At 72.7% G+C, this 18,638-nt stretch carries 17 protein-coding genes, 1 pseudogene and 1 riboswitch; of the genes and pseudogenes, 6 read left to right on the forward strand and 12 right to left on the reverse strand.

Annotated features, from left to right (window positions below; all coding sequences use genetic code 11):
- Nucleotides 1-207: 207 nt before the first annotated feature.
- Nucleotides 208-1,725: a PH domain-containing protein gene (locus G5C51_RS01825; protein WP_165230359.1), complete on the reverse strand. Its 1,518-nt coding sequence runs from the start codon at nt 1,723-1,725 to the stop codon at nt 208-210.
- Nucleotides 1,722-2,240: a PH domain-containing protein gene (locus G5C51_RS01830; protein WP_165230378.1), complete on the reverse strand. Its 519-nt coding sequence runs from the start codon at nt 2,238-2,240 to the stop codon at nt 1,722-1,724. The genes G5C51_RS01825 and G5C51_RS01830 overlap by 4 nt, the downstream gene beginning before the upstream one ends.
- Before the next feature lie 96 nt (nt 2,241-2,336).
- Here G5C51_RS01830 and G5C51_RS01835 point away from each other — a divergent pair, with 96 nt between their 5' ends.
- Nucleotides 2,337-2,747 (forward strand): Rid family hydrolase, encoded by a 411-nt coding sequence (locus G5C51_RS01835; RefSeq protein WP_165230381.1) that lies wholly within the window; start codon nt 2,337-2,339, stop codon nt 2,745-2,747.
- A gap of 10 nt (nt 2,748-2,757) precedes the next feature.
- Here the strand turns inward: G5C51_RS01835 and G5C51_RS01840 are convergent, their stop codons facing one another.
- Nucleotides 2,758-4,407, reverse strand: a complete 1,650-nt coding sequence (locus G5C51_RS01840) for a thiamine pyrophosphate-binding protein (protein WP_165230384.1) — start codon at nt 4,405-4,407, stop codon at nt 2,758-2,760.
- Complete coding sequence (locus G5C51_RS01845) at nt 4,404-5,177, reverse strand: cyclase family protein (RefSeq protein WP_165230387.1); 774 nt, start codon at nt 5,175-5,177, stop codon at nt 4,404-4,406. The genes G5C51_RS01840 and G5C51_RS01845 overlap by 4 nt, the downstream gene beginning before the upstream one ends.
- 287 nt (nt 5,178-5,464) lie before the next feature.
- On the opposite strand from G5C51_RS01845, the gene G5C51_RS01850 reads away from it, so the two are divergent.
- Complete coding sequence (locus tag G5C51_RS01850; RefSeq protein ID WP_165230390.1) at nt 5,465-5,722, forward strand: hypothetical protein; 258 nt, start codon at nt 5,465-5,467, stop codon at nt 5,720-5,722.
- A 29-nt stretch (nt 5,723-5,751) separates the two neighbouring features.
- On the opposite strand, the gene G5C51_RS01855 is transcribed toward G5C51_RS01850, so the two are convergent.
- The 3 genes from G5C51_RS01855 to rpmG are packed head-to-tail and all read right to left on the reverse strand — an operon-like array spanning nt 5,752 to nt 7,354.
- Nucleotides 5,752-6,918, reverse strand: coding sequence for a GTP-binding protein (locus G5C51_RS01855; RefSeq protein WP_165230392.1), 1,167 nt, complete (start codon nt 6,916-6,918; stop codon nt 5,752-5,754).
- Nucleotide 6,919: 1 nt separating this feature from the next.
- A complete protein-coding gene (locus G5C51_RS01860; RefSeq protein WP_165230394.1) occupies nt 6,920-7,174 on the reverse strand; it encodes a type B 50S ribosomal protein L31 in 255 nt (84 codons plus the stop codon).
- Between the two features lie 15 nt (nt 7,175-7,189).
- Complete coding sequence (gene rpmG, locus G5C51_RS01865) at nt 7,190-7,354, reverse strand: 50S ribosomal protein L33 (RefSeq protein WP_165230397.1); 165 nt, start codon at nt 7,352-7,354, stop codon at nt 7,190-7,192.
- Nucleotides 7,355-7,444: 90 nt separating this feature from the next.
- On the opposite strand from rpmG, the gene rpmB reads away from it, so the two are divergent.
- From rpmB to rpmF, 3 genes are read left to right on the forward strand one after another with little or no spacing between them, the layout of a single operon-like run.
- A complete protein-coding gene (rpmB, locus tag G5C51_RS01870; protein ID WP_165230400.1) occupies nt 7,445-7,681 on the forward strand; it encodes a 50S ribosomal protein L28 in 237 nt (78 codons plus the stop codon).
- On the forward strand, nt 7,681-7,986 hold the full coding sequence (gene rpsN / locus G5C51_RS01875) for a 30S ribosomal protein S14 (RefSeq protein WP_165230403.1): 306 nt from the start codon (nt 7,681-7,683) through the stop codon (nt 7,984-7,986). The genes rpmB and rpsN overlap by 1 nt, the downstream gene beginning before the upstream one ends.
- Before the next feature lie 12 nt (nt 7,987-7,998).
- Nucleotides 7,999-8,169: a 50S ribosomal protein L32 gene (gene rpmF, locus G5C51_RS01880; RefSeq protein WP_165230406.1), complete on the forward strand. Its 171-nt coding sequence runs from the start codon at nt 7,999-8,001 to the stop codon at nt 8,167-8,169.
- A gap of 112 nt (nt 8,170-8,281) precedes the next feature.
- Here the strand turns inward: rpmF and metE are convergent, their stop codons facing one another.
- Both metE and G5C51_RS01895 read right to left on the reverse strand, forming a co-directional pair.
- Entirely contained in the window at nt 8,282-10,597 is a 2,316-nt protein-coding gene (metE, locus tag G5C51_RS01890) for a 5-methyltetrahydropteroyltriglutamate--homocysteine S-methyltransferase (RefSeq protein WP_165230409.1), read from the reverse strand.
- A gap of 163 nt (nt 10,598-10,760) precedes the next feature.
- Nucleotides 10,761-10,984: riboswitch (cobalamin riboswitch) on the reverse strand.
- A gap of 3 nt (nt 10,985-10,987) precedes the next feature.
- Nucleotides 10,988-12,154, reverse strand: a pseudogene (locus G5C51_RS01895) (Cmx/CmrA family chloramphenicol efflux MFS transporter); the annotation flags it as partial.
- Nucleotides 12,155-12,435: 281 nt separating this feature from the next.
- Between G5C51_RS01895 and G5C51_RS01900 the strand changes: the two are divergent.
- Nucleotides 12,436-14,055 (forward strand): alpha/beta hydrolase, encoded by a 1,620-nt coding sequence (locus tag G5C51_RS01900; protein ID WP_165230413.1) that lies wholly within the window; start codon nt 12,436-12,438, stop codon nt 14,053-14,055.
- A gap of 11 nt (nt 14,056-14,066) precedes the next feature.
- Here the strand turns inward: G5C51_RS01900 and G5C51_RS01905 are convergent, their stop codons facing one another.
- From G5C51_RS01905 to G5C51_RS01915, 3 genes are all read right to left on the reverse strand, one after another.
- Nucleotides 14,067-14,780, reverse strand: coding sequence for an NPP1 family protein (locus G5C51_RS01905; protein WP_165230505.1), 714 nt, complete (start codon nt 14,778-14,780; stop codon nt 14,067-14,069).
- 163 nt (nt 14,781-14,943) lie between these two features.
- Nucleotides 14,944-16,731: an exo-alpha-sialidase gene (locus G5C51_RS01910; protein WP_165230416.1), complete on the reverse strand. Its 1,788-nt coding sequence runs from the start codon at nt 16,729-16,731 to the stop codon at nt 14,944-14,946.
- A gap of 26 nt (nt 16,732-16,757) precedes the next feature.
- Nucleotides 16,758-18,560, reverse strand: a complete 1,803-nt coding sequence (locus G5C51_RS01915; RefSeq protein WP_165230419.1) for a glycoside hydrolase family 2 protein — start codon at nt 18,558-18,560, stop codon at nt 16,758-16,760.
- Between the last annotated feature and the right edge of the window lie 78 nt (nt 18,561-18,638).

Here is an 18,638-nt window from a genome sequence, read left to right on the forward strand (position 1 = left end):
ACGTTCTGCTCGATCGTCACCGAGACGTCGTGGAACGCGCCGCCGCGCCCGCCTGCCCCCACTTCTGCCGCCAGGCATCACGCCCCCGGTGGTCGACAACATCGGGATCGTCGCGCGGACGCCACGATGCGGGATCGCCCTGACCACCACCGACGCCACTCAAGCAGAGCGACTCGTCCTGCTGATCAGACAGGGCAGCGACACTCCCTAGCCACCGGACGACGTCGGCGCCGGCTCCAGGAACTCCTCGACGATGCCCGGTGATACCTCCGCGGCGAAGGACGGCGCCTCCACGGCGTCGGCATCCGGGATGCGATAGCCCTCCTCCCCCGCCGCCACCGCCGCCGTCAGGGTGACGACGCCCGCCCGGCGCCCGAGCGGGGACGTGGTGAAGGTCCAGGCCGCGATGGACTCCCGCTGCAGGGCGACGGTGTCGCGGTGGAAGGTCCCGGAGCGGGCCAGCAGATACGGGCCGGCGATCGTGTGGCCCAGGCTGCGGTACGCGTCGCGCGCCAGCCACAGCACCGCGAGCGTGGCGACGAGACCGTAGACCCAGGCGGCATGCAGCAGCACACCCGAGGAGAAGACCGCGCCGAGCACCGCCAGCGCCACCACACCCGGCAGCACCGCGAGCACCAGCCCGCGCGTCCGCCGCCGCCGCAGCGCCGCCCGCGGATGCGCGATCAAGTCGGCTTCCGGGAACGGCGCTTGCAGCGCCCCCGCGGCCACCCGCACCGCCTCACCCCGAGGCGCCGGCGGGAGCAGCGCGCTGCGCCGCCGGTTGTCCTCGCGGTTGCCGAGGCCGCCGGCCACGGCCCTGACCTGGGCGCCGCCGCCGGCCCGTAGCAGCAGCGGCTCGCGGATCACCGCGCCGCGCAGCCGGTCCCGCTCGATGGTGACCGAGCGGGTGGTGAGCAGGCCGCGACGCACCCGGAGCATGCGGGCGTCGGTCCATTCCAGGCGGTAGTTCCACCAGTTCTCGGCGTAGACCACCAGTGCCCCCAACGACCCCACGACCAGGATCGCCAGCAGCAGCGCCGGGACGGTCAGCCACAGCATGCTGGACCCGAATTCGCTGAACGCCCGCCGGACGAACGGCAGCCGCCAGGCCTGGATGCCCGCCCCGTCCAGGATCCGGGAGGCAGCCCCGGCCACCGTGAAGACGCCGCCGATCACCCAGAAGGTGAGCGGCGCGTAGCGCAGCCAGCGCCAGTTGATGCGGGAGACGAGCGGGTCGTCGGCGACGGCGCTGCGGTCGACATGCGCGAGGATCTCGGTACGCAGCCGCTCCGCGTCCCGCACCCGGAGCGCATTGAGCGACATCTCGCTCAGCCCGGTGCCGGACCCGGCCGTGCCGGCCCGCAGCACCGTCAGCCCCAGCAGCCGGTGCACCGGTGAGGCCGTCAGGTCGACGCTGCGGATCCGGCGCAGCGGCACGGTGCGCAGCCGCCGGGTGAACAGCCCGCTGCGCACCGCCAGCGCCTCCGCGTCGACCCTGAATTCGGTACGGGCCCAGTGCACCAGCCCGCCCAGCGTGATCGCGACGAAGGCGGCGGCGATGCAGCCGAGCGCGATCCATGAACCGGTGGGAATCTGCCCGCCGGTGGCGAGCGCGGCCAGGGCGATGGAGCCCAGCGGGGCACCCAGCCACTGGCAGTGCACCAGCAGCGTACGGCGATCGAGCCGCCGCCAGTCGCCGGAACCGTCGTCCGCGGACGCGGTCATGAGGCATCACCGGGGACCACCTGCGCCGCGTCCGAGATGCGCCGGGACAGCTCCTCGGCGTCGGCGTCGGACAGCCCAGCGATCTTGATGTCACCGGCCGTGGAGGCGGTCGTGACGGTCACTGTCGCCAGCCCGTACCGCCGCTGCACCGGGCCGCGCACCGCGTCCACGGTCTGCACCCGGGACAGCGGCGCGATCCGCCGCTGCTGCCACAGCCAGCCGCTCGCCGCGTACACCGCCTGCTCACCCAGCTCCCAGGCGTGCACGGCGTACCGCCACCGCGGCATCGCGATCAGATAGCCGACCGAGGGCAGCACCAGCACGACCAGCACCAGCGGGGCGAGCCACGGCAGCGCGCCGGGGAAGAAGAGCACGGACAGGGCGAGCAGCGCGGCGGCGACGAGCAGCAGCGGTCCACTGACGACCAGCAAGGCCTGCACGGTCCACCAGCGTCGGGCCTTCGGGTCGACCCGGTGGCGGGGCGGGCGCAGCTGCGGGCGTGGATCGGCAGGCAAGGCGGTTCCTTCCGGTGCGGAAAATGCGTCGATTCCCGAATCGATCTTTGAAAGAGTGCCGTGCCAGCACCGTGTTTGTCACGAAAAGGAGTGCCCGTGCCCCGCGCCGTCACCTTGATCCGTTCCGCCTCGCTGTCCGACGTCGCCGAGTACGCCTACGCGGCCACCGCCCCCGCGGAGGCCCGGCTGATCTTCCCGGCCGGCGCGTGTCCCCTCAACGAGGACGGCTCCACCGCGGCGATCGGGGACTACGCCGGGCAGGCCGCCAAGGCGGTGGAGAATCTGCGGACCGCTCTCGCTGACGCCGGCGCCACCCTGGAGGACGTCATCAGCACCCGCGTCCTCGTCGCCTCCCAGCGTCAGCCGGACCTGGTGACCGCATGGGAGGTGGTCCGGGACGCCTTCGGCGACCACGACGTGCCGTCCACGCTGATGGGCGTCACCGTGCTCGGCTACGACGACCAGCTCGTGGAGATCGAGGCAGTGGCCGCCGTCCTGGACGCCTGAACCCAGCCGTTCAGTGACCGCGGAAGGCCTCCTCCAGCCACCAGGCCGGCTCGTCCGCGGTCACCTTCGCGTCCAGCAGCAACGGCCGCTCCCGCGGACCCGCGAGCCAGTCGCGTACGACCCGCAGGTCCTCCGCCCGGCGCACGGTCGCCCCCGCGCAGCCGAAGCCGCGGCCGATCGCGGCGAGATCCGTGTCCGGAAAGCGCACGGTGGCGAGCGGATGGCCGCCGGGACCGAAGTGGTGCACCTCGGCGCCGTACGCGGCGTCGTCGTACACGACGATCAGCATCCCCAGCCCCAGGCGCACGGCGGTCTCCAGCTCCGCGACGCCCATGAGCGCGCCGCCGTCGCCCAGCGCCGCGACCGTGAGCCGGTCGGGGCGGGCGAGCGCCGTGCCGATGGCGGATGCCAGCCCGAGGCCGATGGACTGGAAGCCCTGGGTGAAGACCAGCCCGCCGGCGTCCGGCACGGCCAGGTACACCGCCGGATAGCCCATGAAGTTGCCCGAGTCCACGGCGACTTGGCGCTCGTCCGGCAGCAGGTCGTCCAGCAGGACGGACAGCGTCCGCGGGTCGATGTGCTCATCGGTGGAGGCGTCCTTGTACGGGATGTCCCGCCACCGGCCCTCGCGGTGCAGCCGGTCGGCGAGGTCCGGGAGGCGGTAGCCGGTCGTACGGTGACCGCGGCGTTCGAGCTCGGCCGCGACGGCTTCCGCGGTGGCGGCCGCGTCGCCGGTGACGGCGAGGTCGACGGGGCGATGGGCCCCGAGCGCCGCGGGATCGGCGTCGACCTGCGCCACGACGGTGTCCTGCCCGACCAGCCGACCGTGCCGCAGCGTCCACATGGTCAGCCCGCAGCCCCAGCCGACGAGCAGGTCGGCGCCGCTGATCAGCTCGGCGGCGAGCGGCGTGGCGAAGCCGCCGCTGACGTCGAGGTCGTACGGGTCGCCGAGGAACAGCCCGCGGGCCATCACGGAGGTGGCGAGCAGCGCGCCACCCCGCTCGGCCAGCCGGCGCAGCCCCGGACCGGCGCCGGACAGCTGCGCGCCGCGCCCGGCGACGAACACCGGCCGGCGGGCGGCGGCGAGCGCGTCCGCAAGCGCCGCGACCGCCTCCGCGGTCGGCGCCGGTACCGTCGCCCGGGCCGCCGCGGGCAGCGCCAACGGGCCGGGCAGCTCGGCCGCCTGTACATCCAGCGGCAGGTTCAGCACCACGGTGCGGCGCTGTTCTGCCGCCATACGCCAGGCCCGGGCCAGATCCGCCGCGGCGCTCCCTGCGCTGTGGATCCGCTCCGGCACCGCGCCGACCCCGGCGGCCAACGCCGCCTGATCGATACGGAAGTTGGACCGTACGGCCGCGGCCCCGGTCTCCGCGGCCAGGACCAGCAGCGGAGTCCGGCTCTTGGCCGCCTCGGTGATCCCGGTCAGCGCGTTGGTGAGCCCCGGGCCCTGGTGCACCGACACCACGCCCACCTCGCCGGAGACCCGCGCGTACGCGTCGGCCATCACCGCCGCGCCGGCCTCGTGGCGGGCGGCGGTGAACTCCGCGCCGCCCGCCACGAGGGCGTTCACGACATGGAAGTTGCCGCTGCCGACGACACCGAAGACGCGCCGCACGCCGAGCCCTGCGAGGGCGGCGCCGACCGCCTCGGCGACGTTCACCGCTCGACGAGGGCCAGGACCCGGGCGGGGCTGCCCGAGCCGCCGACGATCGGCAGCGGCGCAACCACGACGACGGCGCCCTGCGCGGGCAGCAGCCGCAGGTTCTGCAGCTGGGTGAGGCCGTACTTGCCGGCGCCCAGCAGATGCGCATGGCACGGGAACGGCGGGTCGAAGCCGTGCGCGGCCCCCGCGTCCGTCCCGACGGTCTCCACCCCGACGCCCACCAGACCCGTCTCCTCCGCGAGCCAGCGGGCGCACTCCCCCGCGATGCCCGGGGTGTGCGGCCCGCTGTCGTCGGCGTTGAGGAAGTCCTCCTGGTCGCCGGAACGGGTGTCCCAGCCGGTGCGATAGAGCAGCCAGCCGCCGTCCGGCAGCGGCCCGTGGGTCTTGGTCCACTCCTGTACGTGATCGATCTGCAGCAGGAAGTCCGGGTCGGCCGCGGCCTCGGCGGAGGCGTCCAGCACCGCGGCCGGGGCGATGAGCTGGCTCGGCGGGACGGCGGACACATCCAGCCCGTCACGGCCGGTCGCCCAGTGGATCGGGGCATCCAGGTGGGTGCCGGTGTGCTCGCCGGTGGTGATGTCGTTCCAGTACCACGCGGGCCCGCGCTCGTCGTAACGGCTCAGCTCGTGCAGCGCGAAGTGCTGCGTGTTGGCGAACGGCGGCGGCAGCTGCAGGACGGGCGTCGTCTCCGACAGCGGTGCGGTGAGGTCGACCACCTCCACCGATCCGTCGGCGAGCGCCGCGGTGAGTTGTGCGAGCACGGACATGGCTGCCTCCCGTGAACGGGCCGGGTCGAGGGCCGCCACGAACGTAACACCGGGGCACCGCAATGGGGATGGGGCGCGAAGCCGATCCCGCACGGGTGACCGCCGCGCGGCGCCAGGGGCCGAAGGGGTCACCTCACATGCACCGCTCGGCCCTACCCGGCCAACGACGCACAGGCGTAAAGCTCAGGTTGAGGTAGGTAAGTGACCTGCCGCACATCCCGAGGACACCCCGGACGGCGTCATGGGTCGGCCCGTCCGGGGCCCGGCGGGCCAGAGGAGGCCGGCGGATGATGAAAGCCTCCGAGCAAGCCCGCGAAGAAATCCGCCGGCGCATAGCCGACGAACTCGAAGCCGCCGACGCCGCCGAAGCCCACGCCGCCCGCGCCACCTTGCGCGCCGCCGTCCTGAAGGCCGACCCCACCGCGGACCCCACCACCGTCGAAGCCGCCACAGAAGAGGCCCAACGCGCCACCCTCATCGCCGCAATGCGCACCCGCGACCTCCACCGCGCGATCGAGGCAGCCGTCCACGACCTGGGACGCTGATCCGGCGCGGGTGAGGCCGGAGGGGTCGGTCAGGCGGGTGTGCCGAGGAGTTCGTCGAAGGCGGTGGACAGGGTGCGCCAGCTGGCGCGGCCGGCCTCGTATTCGGTGTCGGTGAGCAGGCAGGAGTCCAGTAGGCGCAGCAGCTGCTCGCGGTCGAGGTCGGGGCCGGTGAAGGTCAGGTGCTGGGCGCGGTCGCCGTGTTCCGGATGCCAGTCGAGGGCGGCGGCCACGGTGCGGGCCGGCGGTTCCAGCGGCCAGGCGCCGTCCGGCAGCGCGGCCAGCCACGGCCCCGCCTGCTCGATGCACAGCGCCCCGCCGGTGGCGTCCCAGGACAGCAGCGTGTCCGGCCGGTCGGCGAGCCAGACCCGCCCCCGGCTGCGCACCGCGGCGCAGGTGATGTCCTCCAGCGCCGCGTACAGCCGCCCGGGATGCAGCGGCCGGCGCCGCTGCCATACGACCGTGCCCACCCCGAAGGCGTAGGCAGGCTGCGGCAGCAGCGCGCACGCCGGATGCTGCCGCTCCGCGGCCGCCTCGGCGTCGAAGCCGCCCAGCGCCGCCGGGACCAGCCCGGCCGAGCCGAGGCGATACCGGCGCGCGGTCCCATGCAGCTGCTCCAGCAGTACCGCGTCGGCCGGTTCAGCCACCCCGGCGCACCCGACCGCGAGCACCGGCGGATATTCGAGCTGCCTGGCGAAGGTGTCGGCGACCGTACGCCGGTCCCCGGGCCCGAGCGCCAGACCCTGCTCATCGAGATCGTCACCGCAGGTCAGAAACGGCAGCAGCGAATCGGTATCGACGGCGGTGACCACCCCGACCAGCTCGACGCTCCCCTCCGGCGCTCCCGCGATCAACTCGGCGATGCCCTGCGGCTCCACGGAGTCCCACAGGTCGACCACGATCAGCGGGTACGCCCCGCCGGTGAGCGACAGCAGCGTCGGCACGAGATCGTCGCGTACGGCACAGCAGGTGCAGTCGGACCGCATCCGCGGCCGCCCCCAGTCCCGCACCCCGCCCGCGTCGCGCACGGTGCGCAGCACCCGGCCGTCCTCGGGCGCGCGCAGATCGTGGTGGACGGCGACGGCCCCGGGCACCTCGCGCAGCAGCTGCTCGACGGCTTGCGTACGCGCCTCGCTGTGCAGCCCGGCGACGATGACGACCGGCACCGGTGCTGCTTTCCCTGCTTCGCGCTCCCCCATCTCAGCGCTCCTGGTGCCGCCCGTAGCGGCGCTCGAAGCGCTCCACCCGGCCGGCGGCGTCGAGGACCTTGGCCCGGCCGGTGTAGAAGGGGTGGCTCGCGGAGGAGATTTCCACGTCGATGACGGGATAGGTCTGTCCGTCCTCCCACTCGACGGTCTGCCCGCTGGTGGCGGTGGACCGGGTGAGGAAGGCGAATCCGGCCGACCGGTCGCGGAAGACGACGGGACGGTACGGCGGGTGGATGCCGGGCTTCATGTCTGTCGGCTCCTTTCAGCGCTCTTCGCGGAACATCACATGCCGGCCTGCGACCGGGTCGTACTTGCGCAGCTGCAGCCGGTCGGGGTCGTTGCGGCGGTTCTTTCGGGTCACGTAGGTGAAGCCGGTGCCCGCGGTGGAGCGGAGTTTGATCACCGGCCGCAGTTCGTTGCTGGCCATGCCCCACAGCATACATGAACACGGTTTTCATTATCAGGTAGGGTGTCGGCGACACCTTGCCACCACCAACCCACCTGGAGGGACCCGCACATGTCGGCCCGATGCCAGCTGACCGGCCGCACGCCCGGCTTCGGCAACAACATCTCCCACTCCCACCGCCGCACCCGGCGCCGCTTCGACCCGAACATCCAGCGCAAGCGGTACTGGCTGCCCGGCGAGGGCCGCCACATCCGGCTCACGCTGAGCGCCAAGGGCATCAAGGCCATCGACGCGATGGGCATCGAGCGGGCCGTGGCGAAGATGCGCGCCCGCGGGGAGAAGATCTGATGGCCAAGACCAGCAAGATCGCCAAGAACGCCAGGCGCCGGGCCGTCGTCGCCCGCTACGCCGCCCGCCGGGCGGAGCTGAAGGAACTCATCCGCAAGCCCTCCACCCCGCCCGAGGAGCGCGCGGCCGCCCAGCGCGAGCTGCGCGCCCAGCCGCGCGACGCCAGCGCCACCCGCGTACGCAACCGCGACGCCGTCGACGGCCGCCCGCGCGGCTATCAGCGCGCCTTCGGCCTCTCCCGCATCAACCTCCGCATCCACGCCCACGCCGGCCACCTGCCCGGCGTCCGCAAGGCCAGCTGGTGAAAGGACCCGACCATGGCCGTACCCAAGCGCAAGCTCTCCCGCTCCAACACCCGCCACCGCCGCGCCCAGTGGAAGGCCACCGCGCCGCAGCTGGTGCCCGTGACCATCGACGGCTCCACATACCGCGTGCCGCCGCACCTGGTCCGGGCGTACCAGCGCGGCCTGCTGCGCTTTGAGGGCTGACCGCTCCGGATCGTCGGCGCGGTCACCGACTGGACGCGGCAGCTGCCCGAAGCTCTCCGGATGTGGCGAGAGCGGACGGCCGCGATCCGCGTCGGTGACCGCGCCGAGATCATCAACTAGGCAGTTCCTCCCGGACCGTACGGGCCGCCGCCACCAGGTTCTCCAGCGACGCGCGCGTCTCCGGCCAGCCGCGGGTCTTCAGGCCGCAGTCGGGGTTGACCCACAGCCGCTCGGGCGGGATCGCCTCGAGGCCGGTGCGCAGCAGCGCCGCCGCCTCCTCGGTGCTCGGCACCCGCGGGGAGTGGATGTCGTACACGCCGGGTCCTGCCTCCCGCGGATAGCCGTGGGCGGCGAGTTCGCGGGCGACCTGCATGTGGGAGCGGGCCGCCTCCAGGCTGATCACGTCGGCGTCGAGGTCGTCAATGGCCTGCACGATGTCGCCGAACTCGGCGTAGCACATGTGAGTGTGGATCTGCGTGTCCGGACGCACCCCGCCGGTGGTGAGGCGGAAGGCCTCCGTGGCCCAGGCCAGATACGCGGCACGCTCGGCCGCGCGCAGCGGGAGGGTCTCGCGCAGCGCGGGCTCGTCCACCTGGATCACTGAAGTGCCCGCCCGCTCCAGGTCGTTCACCTCGTCGCGCAGGGCGAGGGCGACCTGGCGCGCGGTGTCGGCGAGCGGCTGGTCGTCACGGACGAAGGACCAGGCGAGCATGGTCACCGGGCCGGTGAGCATGCCCTTGACCGGGCGGTCGGTGAGCGACTGGGCGTAACGCGTCCAGCGCACCGTCATCGGCTCCCGCCGGGAGAGGTCGCCGGCCAGGATCGGCGGGCGGACGTAGCGGGTGCCGTAGGACTGGACCCAGCCGTGCTGGGTGGCGAGGTAGCCGGTGAGCTGCTCGGCGAAGTACTGGACCATGTCGTTGCGTTCCGGCTCGCCGTGCACCAGCACGTCCAGGCCGGCCTTCTCCTGGAAGGAGATCACCTCGCGGATCTCGGCGGTGATGCGGTCCTCGTACGCGGTCGCGTCGATGCGGCCCGCCCGCAGATCGGCGCGCGCGGTGCGCAGCTCGGTGGTCTGCGGGAAGGAGCCGATGGTGGTGACCGGCAGCAGCGGCAGGTCGAGATGGGCGCGCTGGGCGGCGGAGCGCTCGGCGTACGGCTGCGCGCGGCGGGTGTCGGCGGCGGTGACGGCCGCGGCGCGGGCCCGTACCGCCGGATCGCGGGTGATCGGGGAGGCGGCGCGGGAGGCCAGGTCGGCGCGGTTGGCGGCCAGTTCGGCGGTGATGGTGCCGGTGCCGTGGGTGAGGCCCTTGGCGAGGGTCGCGACCTCGGCGGTCTTCTGGACGGCGAAGGCCAGCCAGCGCCTGATCTGCGGTTGGATGCCGTGTTCCGCCGCCGCGTCGAGCGGCACGTGCAGCAGCGAGCAGGACGCGGCCACGTCGACCCGGTCGGCGAGCGCGAGGAGGGTGCCGAGACGGGCGAGGGACTGCTCCAGGTCGTTGGCCCAGATGTTGCGGCCGTTGACGACTCCGGCGACCAGGCGCTTGCCGGGCAGGCCGCCGGCGGCGGCGAGGTCGTCCAGGTTCGCGGCCGCGGATTCCGTGAAGTCGAGGGCGAGGCCGTCGACCGGGGCCTTGGCGAGCATCGGCAGGGCCGCGCCGAGGCGGTCGAAGTACGACGCGATCAGGAGCTTCGGACGGTCGGTGAGCGCGCCGAGGTCGCGGTAGGCGCGTTCGGCGGCGTTGAGTTCGGCCGGGGTGCGGTCCTGCACCAGGGCGGGCTCGTCCAGTTGCACCCATTCGGCACCGGCCGCCCGCAGGTCGGCGAGGACCTCGGCGTATACGGGCAGCAGCCGGTCCAGGAGCGTGAGCGGGTCGAAGCCGGCGGGCACGCCCGGCGCGGGCTTGGCCAGCAGCAGATACGTGATCGGCCCGACCAGGACCGGGCGCGGCGTGTGGCCGAGGGCGAGCGCCTCCGTGAACTCCCCCACCTGCTTGGTGGAGTCGGCCGCGAAGACCGTGTCCGGGCCGAGCTCCGGGACCAGGTAGTGGTAGTTGGTGTCGAACCACTTCGTCATCTCCAGCGGCGCGACGTCCTGCGTGCCGCGGGCCATGGCGAAGTAGCCGTCCAGTGCGTCGGCGGCCACGGCGGCGCGGTGCCGCGCGGGGATGGCGCCGACCATGACGGTGGTGTCGAGCACATGGTCGTAATACGAGAAGTCGCCGGTCGGGACCTCGTGGAGGCCGGCGTCGGCCAACTGCCGCCAGTTGCCGGCGCGCAGCCCGGCCGCGGTGGTCCGGAGCGAATCCGCGCTGACGCGGCCCTTCCAGTAGCCCTCGATCGCCTTCTTCAGTTCCCGGTTACGGCCCTGGCGGGGGTAGCCGTACACGGTGGCCCGTGCTGCCGCGGCTGCGGTCCTGGTGGTCACGGAGATCTCCTTCGCGAGATGTATCCCTGAGATCCCGGTGCCGGGACGAGAACGCGAAGGGTGCCGGCCGGGCGGAAGCGATCCGCGCGCAATGCCGCGCGGCCGTCCGCCTGTCCGTACGCCGACCCGCCCTCGAGGTCACCGGGATATCCGCGCACGGGGGTCCGTGCGCGGACAGCGGGCAGGTCTTCGGACTCGCGGGCACCAGCCCTTGCCAGGGCCGTCCTACTGGCCGTCGCTTCCCGGACCCACTGCTTCGGGCCCAGTGCTTGATGACGGCGGTCGTTCCCACTCACCGCTGCGGGGCAGTCCCGGATTCCCACCGGGTTCCCTCTTACGACGCGTCCCGCCTGGCGGACGGGGCGAACCAGCTGCGGCAACCACCTTACGCGCAGGGGCTCCACCCGCCGCGACCACATTGCGGAACGGGATGGCGACGAGCAGCGCGAGCAGGACGAGGAGTCCGCTCGCCCAGAACGGTCCGAGGTCACCGGCCGCGGTGCTGAGCGTGGTCGCGGCGATGAGCGGGCCGACGACGGCGCCGGTGTTGAGCGCGGCGGTCGCGTAGGCGCCGGCGATGGTGGGGGCGCCCGCGGCCTCGTAAAGGACGCGGGTGATCAGCGTGCTGCCCAGCGCGAAGGACAGGGCGCCCTGGACGAGCAAGAGGATCAGCAGCGCGGCCGGGTGGTCCGCCAGCACGGCGAGCGCCGGCCATCCGAGAAGCAGCAGCGGGCCGCCGGCGGCGAGGATCCGGCCGGGGTGCCGGTCGGACCAGCGGCCGGCGGCGGTGACCCCGGCGAAGGAGCCGATGCCGAAGGTCACCAGGGCGACGGAGACCCACAGTTCGTCGAGACCGGCCGTGTCGGTCACGACCGGTGCGAGGTAGGTGAAGCCGGCGAAGGTGGCCGCGTTCACCAGCGCGCCGAGCAGCATCACCAGCTGCAGGCGGGGGCGTTGGAGCTGGGCGAGCTCCGCCCGCAGGCCCGGCCCGGCGGCGGCGCTCTGCTCCGCCCGGCGCGCCGGGATGCCGGTGAGGACGCCGAGGGCGGCGGGCAGGCAGAGCGCGGCGACCGCCCAGAAGGTGGCGCGCCAGCCGAGCAGGGTGCCGAGCAGCGAGCCGCCGGGCACGCCGGCGATGGTGGCCAGCGTGGTGCCCGAGAGCAGGACGGCGAGGGCCCGGCCCTTCTTGTCGGACGGGACGAGCGTGGCGGCGGTCGTCAGCGCTACGGCGAGGAAGCCGGCGTTCGCGAGGGCGGCGAGCACGCGGGTCGCGAACAGGACCGTAAAGCTGGAGGTGGCGGCGCCCACGGCGTGGGCGGCCGCGAAGACCAGCAGAAACCCGAGCAGGCTCGCGCGCCCGGGCCACCCGCGGGCCAGGGCCGCCATGAGCGGGGCGCCGACGACCATGCCGACCGCGAAGGCCGGGGTGAGCAGGCCGGCGGTCGCGACGGTGACGTCCACGTCCGCGGCGATGGCCGGCAGCAGGCCGGCGAGCATGAATTCCGAGGTGCCCATGGCGAAGACCGCCAGGGCAAGCAGATACAGCGGGAAAGGCATCGAGTGGCTCCGAGGTGAGGAGAAGCACGAGAGGGACATCTCGTCACCGCGGCCAGCACCCCGGGGGTGCGCGCGTCCGGCCGCGAAGCGCGGCGGACGGCGGGGCTACGAACTCAGAGGTTCAGGGGGCTGACGGCGTGACCGAAAGCCCCCACCTTGTCTGACTCAGGACTCGACATGCGGCGCACGCTACCTGACGGGTGCCGGGCGAAGCACGTCGGTTTCCGGGGGCGACTTCGGCGGACCTGCGCCGGGCGCCGCCCGACCGTACCGTGACTCACATGCGCGACAAACCTCTTATATGGGCACGAGGGCCGCGTCGCGGCGCCACCGCCCTGCTCGCCTCCGTCGCGGCCCTGGCGCTCGTCCAGCCGGTGGTGCTCCCCACCACCGTCGCCGCCGATACGTCCCACGGCGAGCTCGCTCCGTATTACGGCCAGAAGATCTCCTGGAAGAACTGTGCCGCGCAGCAGTCCAAGGAGCTCAGGGAGGCCGGCTTCACTCCACCGGCCTACGCGAAGCGGCTGCAGTGCGGCTCCGTCAAGGCGCCCAGGATCTACGCCTCCCCCGGCCGCGGCGACGTCGAGATCCACATGGTCCGCCTCCCCAAGACCGGCGACGGCGAGCGCCCCGGCTCGCTGGTGCTGAACTTCGGCGGCCCCGGCGAGTCCGGCATGGAGGGGCTGCGCGAGATGGGCGCTAAGTTCGCCACCCTCAATCAGCGCTACGACCTGGTGGCCCACGACCCGCGCGGCGTCGGCGCCAGCGCGCCGGTCGAGTGCGCGCAGCCCGACGAGGCCGACCTGGAGGGGTTCGAGGAGACGGACCGGACCCCGGACAACCCCACCGAGGCCGAGGTCCTGGCCGCCGTCAACGGCACCCTCAACGAGGCGTGCCGCCGCTCCGCGGGCCGCCTTCTCCCCTGGGTCGGCACCGTCGCCTCCACCCGCGACCTGGACGTGCTGCGTGCCGCGCTGGGCGACAAGAAGCTGAATTACCTGGGCTTCTCGTACGGGACCTTCCTGGGCGCCAACTACCTGCACAAGTTCCCCGGCAACGCGGGGCGCGTGGTCCTGGACGGCGTCGAGAACCCCACCCAGACCCCGCGCGAGGAGCTGGAGAGCCAGGCCAAGGCGTTCGACCACGCCATGGACGACTTCCTCGCCGACTGCGCACAGCGTGGGGCGCGGCAGTGCCCGCTCGGCACCGACCCGAAGGAGGCGAAGGAGGGCCTGGAGGCGCTCTTCACCGCCCTCGACGGCAAGACGCTGCCGACGGACGCCGGCGGCCTGGACCAGGACGTCTTCGTCAACGCCATGAAGAACGCCATGTACAGCAAGGGCGACGGCTGGCCGGCCCTGCGCCGGGCGTTCGGCGCGCTGCTCGACGACGATGACGGCGCCCCGCTGGCGGCGCTCGGCGGCGCCACCCCCGGCAATGGGCTGCGCACCGCGGACGGCGGGGCCGGTGAGCAGGCCGCCGACAACAGCGACGACGCCTTCCGCGCCATCAACTGCCGCGACACCAGCAAGCGTTACGGCCCCAAGGACTACACCGCGGCCCTCGCCGACTTCACCAAGGCCTCCCCCCTCTTCGGCAAGCTCGTCGCCAACGAGCTGCTGCAGTGCACCGACTGGCCGGTCGCCGGCGACAACGACCCGCACCGGGTGGACGCCGAGGGAGCCCCGAAGGCCCTCCTGGTCGCCACGGTGAACGACCCGGCCACCCCGTATCCCGGCGGCGTGGCCCTGGCCAAGGCGCTGGGCAATGACTCGGTCGAGCTGACCTACACCGGCGACGGCCACGGCGCGTACGTGACGAACAGCCGCTGCGTGCACAGCAAGGTCGAGGACTTCCTCTTCGACGGGAAGCTGCCGAAGGCAGGAACCAAGTGCAACTGACGTTCTGGTAGTCAGGCGTTGGGGTCGAAGGGAATGCCCGCGGGCTTCGCGGCGGCGAGATGGGCGGCGAAGCTCGCGTCCTTCAGGCCGAAGTGCGCGCTGCCGAAGTCGTGCGCGCTCAGCTTCTCCCGGAGGCCGGCCGGGTAGCCGTTCCAGCCGATCAGGCTCGGGAACTGCCAGGTGCCGGCGTGGTTCTCCGGCGGCTCGTCATTGGCGTTCGCCGGCCGGAAGGCATGGGTGCCGATGCCGTCCTTGTGATAGACGACCTTCGGGTGGGTGCCGTCCCAGCGGATCTGGTCGCGGGCATAGATGTCGAAGTCGCCGTGCGCCGAGGTGGCCACGTACTCCGCGGCGCCGCCGTCCTTGACCCAGACGACCGCGTGCTCCCAGTCGTGCTTGTGACCGCCGAGGCCGCTGCCGAACACCGCCTGGTCCTTCTCGAAGTACAGGCCGTAGAGGATGGCGCACCAGCCGTTGTTGCACTTGCTGCGCGCGTAGCCGTTGGTGTTGGCCAGGTCCGCCGCGTCGTGGCACTGGCCGTTGAGCGCGCCGCCTGGGTCGAGGCCCGGGTTGACGGTGCCGTCCGGGCCGATGGCCGGCGTCGGATAGCAGCCGTCGGTGTCGTAGTCGTAGGCCGGCTGGTAGGTCTGCTCGGTGCCGTCGGCATTGCCGGGCAGGGCCGGTGGCGGGGCGGCGAAGGCCGGTCCGGCGAAGACCATGACCATGGCGAGGGCGCCACCGATGACGGAGGTGCTGCGGACGAGCCTCTTTGTCTTCACCTCACGAGGATGCTGTCATGCGCACGCCACCCACAAGAGGGAGCGTTTGCACAGGAGATGAACCGTGAGGGCCGCTCCCCCGTCGGCGGCCCCCACGGTAGTCGAGCGGCTAGCGGCTCTCCGTAACGCTGATCTTGCGCCAGCTGCCGGTGCCCGCCTGGTCGCGGACGCCGATCGCGCCGCTGGTGAAGGAGCAGTCCGTGTGCGCGAAGGCGACCGGGGCGGAGTCCGCGGCGCGGCCGGTGACCTTGATGTCGCAGCCGTCGACGTCCACCGTGAGGCGGTACCACTTCCCGGTCTTCAGGCCGCCGGGGATGGCTGCCTGTTCCAGCTGCTGCCAGCCGCCGTCCTGCTTGCCGAGCACGATGTTCTTCGACGTGACGCCGACGTAGTAGCCCTTGTGCGCGTCGGTCCCCTTGCGCGGGTCGGAGGCCCGCACCAGGAATCCGGCCTGGTCACCGCTGTCGATACGGACCTCGCCGTCGAGGCGGTAGTCGGTCCAGCCGGTGGAGCCGGCCACGGACTTGTTGCCGCCGCTGCCGCCGCAGGTCTCGGAAAGGACGCCGCCCGCGGTCTTCCAGCAGCCGCCGTAGTCGATCCAGCCGGCGGTCCCGTCCTGGAAGGTGCTCGTGTACGGCAGCACGCCGCTGTTCGCCGCGCCCGTGCCGACCATGCAGTCGGTCGGCCCGCCGGTGGCCGTGGGCGTGGTGAGGCGGACGGACCTGCCGGTGTCGTCCAGCAGCATGTGCGGGCTGTAGCTGGTCTTGCAGTTCGGGTCGGGCCCCTCGACCGGCTGGAACGGTGCCGGCGCCCAGGACCAGGGTCCCGATGCGTCCGGATCCTTGGCGAAGACCGCCTGCCGGTCCTCGGGCGTGAACTCATTGGTGCCGGCGTAGCGGGTGCGCATGCCCATCATCAGCAGCCGGCCGTTCTCGCCGCCGGCCGGGCTCCAGACGAGGTAAGGGCTGCTGCCCAGATACCGGCCGTCGGAGCTGACGGCCATCTCGCCGAGGTCGGAAGGCCCGCTGCCCCAGGTCATGCCGCCGTCCGTCGAAGTCTTCGTGTAGGCCTCGCAGTTACGGCCCGCGCCGCAGATCTCGTACGCGAGGACCATCCGCCCGTCCGGCAGCGTGGCGGTGGTCGGCATCCCCGGCCGGTCCGTGGCGGAGTCGCTCTGCACATCCACGACCAGCCCCGGCTCGAAGTTCTTCGAGCCGTCGGGGTTGGCGCTCCAGGTTTCTCCTCCGTCCTCGGAGACGATGTGGGCGATGACCTGGGCATGCTCCGGCTGCTTGCGCTCGTCCGCGAAGAACATGGCCAGCCGCCCCGCACCGTCCACGGTCAGGAAGGGCTCCCAGATTCCCGTACCGCCGTGCGGTGCACCGTCCGTGCCGCCGCCGGTCTGCACGACCGACTGGAAGTCCCAGCTGGCGCCGTGGTCGGCGCTCCGCCACAGCACGAAGTCCGAGCGGGTGTTGGCGCCGGGCTCGATGTTGGCGGCCATCAGCAGCGTGCCCGCGGGATACTTGCCCATCTTCTGCGGGAGCTCGAAGAGGAACGGCTGCCACATCCGGTCCGAGGGGTGGTGTTCACCGGTGAGCGGGTCGCGCAGCTCGGTGAGTGTGCGCCAGGTCTCGCCGTCGTCCTTCGACGTGCGGAGCACGAACTCGGACGGGCTGCCGTCGACGGACGCGTGCTCGAAGGTCCCGATCAGAGTGCCGTTGGCCGAGCCGCTGTGCTCGAGGCGGATGACGCGTGCGGAGCCGACGAACTCGTTCTGCGACTGCCGCGTGTACATACTCTCGCCCGGACTGTTCGCCGTGGCGCCCAGCGGCTGGACGGCGCCGGCGACGAGCGCCAGCAGCAAGGCGGTGAGGAGGCCGGTCAGCCACCGCACCCTTCCGTGAGCGTTCCGTCGCTGACTCAATGCGTTTCCTTCCTGCGGGTGAGGATTGCGCGCAGCTCGGTCATGGGGATCTTGGGTTCGCGGTCCGCCGTGAGCAGGCCGTTGATCTCCTGCTCGGTGTCGGTGAACTGCGTGTAGCAGAAGCCGGCGAGCCCGGAGTCGACGGCGGCGCCCACCAGGGCGGTCAGCCGGTCGGCGAATTCCTGCTCGCCGGCCACCGTGTCGTAGCCGAACCACTCGGCGCCGTCGGCCGGTTCGAAGGTCGCGCCGCCGAATTCGCTCAGCACGACGGGCTGCCCCTCATGCCGTACGCCATCGAGCAGCAGCCGCTTCGCGCCGGGCCACGGCTCGGGGAGCTCGCCGCGCCGCAGCGCGGTGTCGCCGTAGCGCTCGCGCAGCACCGATGCGTGCTGGGTGTAGTCGTGGACGCCCCAGATGTCGGCGGCGGAGATCTCCCAGCCGTCGTTGGAGACGGCGGGGCGGGAGGGGTCCAGGGCCTTCGTCAGGTGGTACAGGCCGTCGATGAAGTGGCGCTGTTCGGGGACGAGCGCCGGATTCGGTACGGACCAGGACTCGTTGACCGGCACCCAGGCGACGATCGACGGGTGGCTGATGTCGCGGGAGAGCGCCTCGGTCCATTCGGCGGTGACCCGCTCGACGGTCTCGGTGCCGAAGGCGTACGCGGACGGCATCTCCTCCCACAGCATCAGGCCGAGCCGGTCGGCCCAGTACAGGAACCGCGGGTCCTCGATCTTCTGGTGGATGCGCAGCCCGTTGAGGCCCATCTCCTTGGCCAGCTCGGCGTCGCGGCGCAGCTCGTCGGCGGAGGCGGAGAGGTGCGAGGCGGGCCAGTAGGCCTGCTGGAGCGCGAAGCGGAGGAAGTACGGCTTGTGGTTGAGGAGGAAGACTCCCTTCTCCCAGCCGATGTCGCGCAGGCCGAGGTAGGACGCGACGCGGTCGACCGGGGTGTCGTCGGTCGCGTCGGTGAGCTCGACCGTGGCGTCGACGAGGTTCGGGTGCTCCGGGCTCCACAGGAGCTCGTCGAGCGCCTGCCCGTGCCGCAGCGCGGGCACCGCGATGTCGAACACCGACTCCCGCCCGTCGGTGAGCGTCCGCTGCTCGGCGAGCACCCGGTCGCCGAGGGTCAGGCGGACCGTCGCGCGCAGCGGTCGCCGCGGCCACCGGCTCAGGCGCAGCCGGCAGCGCACGCGGGCCTGGGCGACGTCGGGCGTGAAGTGCAGGACGGAGATGTGGTCTTCGGGTACGTCCTCCAGCCAGACCGGCTGCCAGATGCCGGAGGTGCGGTGGTACCAGATCACGTGCGGGTCGCGCCGCCAGTCCTGCTTGCCGCGCGGCTGCGCGGCGTCGAGCGGCTGGTCCTCGGCCCGTACGACCAGGACCTGCTCGCCGTCGCGGTCGATGGCGTCGGTGAGGTCGCAGGTGAAGCCGGTGTGGCCGCCTTCGTGCCGGCCGACCAGGCGGCCGTTGAGCCACACCTCGGCCCGGTAGTCGACCGCACCGAAGTGCAGCAGCAGGCGGCGGCCTGCCGACGGGTTAGGCGTCTCGATGGTGCGCCGGTACCAGAGCACCGGGTGGAAGGCGGTGTCCTGGACGCCGGACGCCTTGGACTCGGGCGGGTACGGCACCGTGATGGTGCCGGTGAAGGGCTCCGTGACCTCCGGATCCATCCAGCGCCCTGACCGGCCGACGTCCGCGTCGTCGTGCGCGAACTCCCACGGGCCGCTCAGATCACGGAAGTCCGGGTCGCGGATGAGCTGCGGCCGCGGGTGGCCGGCGGCGTCCAGGTGGGTGTGGTGCATGCGAGAGCTCCGGGAGTGGTGGGTACGGGCAGAGCGCGCCGGTCGCGTGACTCACTGGCCGCCGGCGCGCCGCTGGTC

This window comes from Streptomyces coryli (assembly GCF_011044975.1).
In the GTDB taxonomy this organism is placed as follows: Bacteria; Actinomycetota; Actinomycetes; order Streptomycetales; family Streptomycetaceae; genus Streptomyces; species Streptomyces coryli.